Genomic DNA, 2,312 nt, shown 5'->3' on the forward strand with positions numbered 1-2,312 from the left:
GGAACAATAAACGGTTCTTTTCCGTCGCCGCTATCTGAAACCGCCATGATCATTTCTTTAATTCGATGATGCTTCGGTATTTCTTCAAATAGTGCCTCATATCCGTTTAACGTCTCCGAAATTTCGATCGTCTCATCCGTATAATATTTACCGCTAGTTTTGAAGTATCGTACATTCACCGTTTTCATTCGCCCTCACCCGCTCTCGAATCGTCGATGACTACGAGATCAGCATCTTCTGTATAATCGAAATCTCCTCCGATATATTTGTATTTACCGCCTGCAATTTCCTCTACCGTTTCTTCATACGTATCCATACTAAGTGCCGTTCGTCCTCTCACAACGTCACCCACACGTACTTCTGTCGGCTGCGGCACGTTTAGGTATTCCGCTGGCACTTCGTGTCTCAACGCACGTCTCAACGCAATAGCCTTGCCGATGTGTACGTTGAAGCAGTCGTCAGGAGCGCATTTGGCGATTCCTCTAAGACCTACACTCGTTCTTCCAGCCACCTTCCTCAGATACACGACTGCTTTTTTAGCGCTGTTAACAATAAATTCGTGATCATATCCGTTGGCGCTGTCGAGCAATTTCCTAACGTCTTCCTCCGCCTGCTCTACGATCTCATCTCGTTTCTGCTGATCGGACTTCTCATACGTGCCATGCGCCGCCTCAATTTCCGCATCAAAACGTCCTTGATCGTAGCCGTTCTTATACGACCGTGTTTTTAGCGCCTTCACTACGTCCTCAACTAGCGCAATTAATTCGTCATAGTCCATCTCGTCAAGATTCGGTGCGTGCGTTTGTTCACCGACGATGACTTCGTATTCATCATGGTATACAAGGCGCCCGAGGTCATCATGTACCGCGCCGTCGCCACGCAATGAGTCCACGAGGAGCACTGCTCCGTTTTCATAGCGTGTCTCCACCACACTTACATTCGTAATCAAGATACGTTCGCCTACTTCTGCCTTACGTTTCTCCGTCTTATATTTCGTCATAATGTTCCAGCTCCTTTTCGTATGTTTTAATCGCGATTTCTGCGTGTTCAATCGTAAGGGGCATCGTTGCTTCGTCGGTCATGAAAACGGCATTTCCGACGCGTCCTCGGTTCTTATACCATGCCATCGCAATATAACCGCCTGTACCTTCGTATGTTTCTGGAGCATAGTCGTTATCAACTCGAACATATCCGAATGTTCCCGCCGACATATCACAACGAGTAACGACGCTATGCTTATGCGCTATTTCACGTAATTTACTCATAGTCGCGCAAGCCCAATTGTCCTCCGAGAAAGTCCCGTTTTCAAACGCACACATCGGATCATCGCCCATCCATGACTTTCCGCGTTCTTCGCAAAGTCTGCACGCCATACTAAAACAACTCCCCGTAGTTTATTTGCGACTGCGCAGCCGCCCTTTGATCGTCTTCCTCCGACTGTTTAGCCGTCTTTTGCTTTACGAGTAACGGCGGAAGGTGCCGATCTCGCATATACGAAAACATAAAGCCGAAGTTGCAACCGGGCCATTGAGCCGTCGGCTTCTTAGCCGCAAAGCACGCGTCGATGAAGTCCCGTACAATATCCGCCCCATATTCGCCGATCATCGTCTTTAGATTCCGCGCTTCCATGCCGCGATTATTGGCGACGTACTTAATGCCGTAGACTTCGGGGTGGCGTTCGTGCAAATAAGCGATGAAGTCGTGTGCCGTCCATTTTTCGATGGGTTTAGTATCCGAAGCCATTCGCCTCAGCCTCCTCACGTCTGACGTTTACAAAATCGATCTCGATTCCGAGCATATCAAGCGTGCGTCTAATCGCATCCATTTCCGTATAAACTTTAATTTCGTCAATACAGCCGGGAACATATCGTCTTTTAGCGGCCAGTTTTTCGTAATGCTCCCGCACCTTTTGCTCCGGCGACTTTTCGATCTCATATCCGTTGATTAATGCGGCTGCGAGTTCGATTAGTTCAAATTCGCATAAAGATCCGCAACTATGACAGTGCATCTGATTCGTATGACCGATGCTTTCATGGACGTATATTTCTAGTATCCTATTGTCGTCATAGTTCTTACGTAGAAACTCGATAGCTTCCGCCTGCTCTTTCGTGATTTCCGGCTTCATTTTAGCGCCTCCATCAGATTAAGTGTTTTCCAAAACGCATCCCTATTCTCTTCCGTTAGTGTGTGTTCGAAATGATCTTCGGCGGTAGTTTCCTCGCTTATCACAACGAATAAATCTCCCGTGTTTTCATTAATCGCAACGGTTTGGTTATCGTTCGTCCAGTCGTCTCCGTCCCATTTCACGTAAA

6 protein-coding genes are annotated in these 2,312 nt (G+C 47.4%); all 6 read right to left on the minus strand.

The window, feature by feature from the left end; translation table 11 throughout:
* Window positions 1-188: hypothetical protein (locus tag V7L95_RS04205; protein ID WP_340968192.1), on the minus strand; the 188-nt coding region annotated here is incomplete at its 3' end.
* Window positions 185-1,000, minus strand: a complete 816-nt coding sequence (locus V7L95_RS04210; protein ID WP_340968194.1) for a hypothetical protein — start codon at window positions 998-1,000, stop codon at window positions 185-187. The genes V7L95_RS04205 and V7L95_RS04210, both read right to left, overlap by 4 nt.
* Window positions 987-1,373, minus strand: coding sequence for a hypothetical protein (locus V7L95_RS04215; RefSeq protein ID WP_340968196.1), 387 nt, complete (start codon window positions 1,371-1,373; stop codon window positions 987-989). Before V7L95_RS04215 ends, V7L95_RS04210 begins: the two co-directional genes overlap by 14 nt.
* Window position 1,374: 1 nt before the next feature.
* Window positions 1,375-1,743 carry a hypothetical protein gene (locus V7L95_RS04220; RefSeq protein ID WP_340968198.1) on the minus strand — a complete coding sequence of 123 codons (369 nt, stop codon included), beginning with the start codon at window positions 1,741-1,743 and terminating at the stop codon, window positions 1,375-1,377.
* Window positions 1,727-2,125 (minus strand): hypothetical protein, encoded by a 399-nt coding sequence (locus V7L95_RS04225; RefSeq protein WP_340968200.1) that lies wholly within the window; start codon window positions 2,123-2,125, stop codon window positions 1,727-1,729. The genes V7L95_RS04220 and V7L95_RS04225 overlap by 17 nt, the downstream gene beginning before the upstream one ends.
* Window positions 2,122-2,312, minus strand: a 191-nt coding sequence (locus tag V7L95_RS04230) for a hypothetical protein (RefSeq protein ID WP_340968203.1), incomplete at its 5' end; no start/stop codon positions are given. The genes V7L95_RS04230 and V7L95_RS04225, both read right to left, overlap by 4 nt.

This window comes from Bacillus sp. PPSBB_11, assembly GCF_038023285.1.
GTDB lineage: Bacteria > Bacillota > Bacilli > Bacillales > Bacillaceae > Bacillus > Bacillus altitudinis.

Coding starts and splice junctions, on each gene's coding strand:
- V7L95_RS04215 (WP_340968196.1), bottom strand. CDS start 1,373: ATGGCGTGCAGACTTTGCGAAGAACGCGGAAAGTCATGGATGGGCGAT.
- V7L95_RS04210 (WP_340968194.1), bottom strand. CDS start 1,000: ATGACGAAATATAAGACGGAGAAACGTAAGGCAGAAGTAGGCGAACGT.
- V7L95_RS04225 (WP_340968200.1), bottom strand. CDS start 2,125: ATGAAGCCGGAAATCACGAAAGAGCAGGCGGAAGCTATCGAGTTTCTA.
- V7L95_RS04220 (WP_340968198.1), bottom strand. CDS start 1,743: ATGGCTTCGGATACTAAACCCATCGAAAAATGGACGGCACACGACTTC.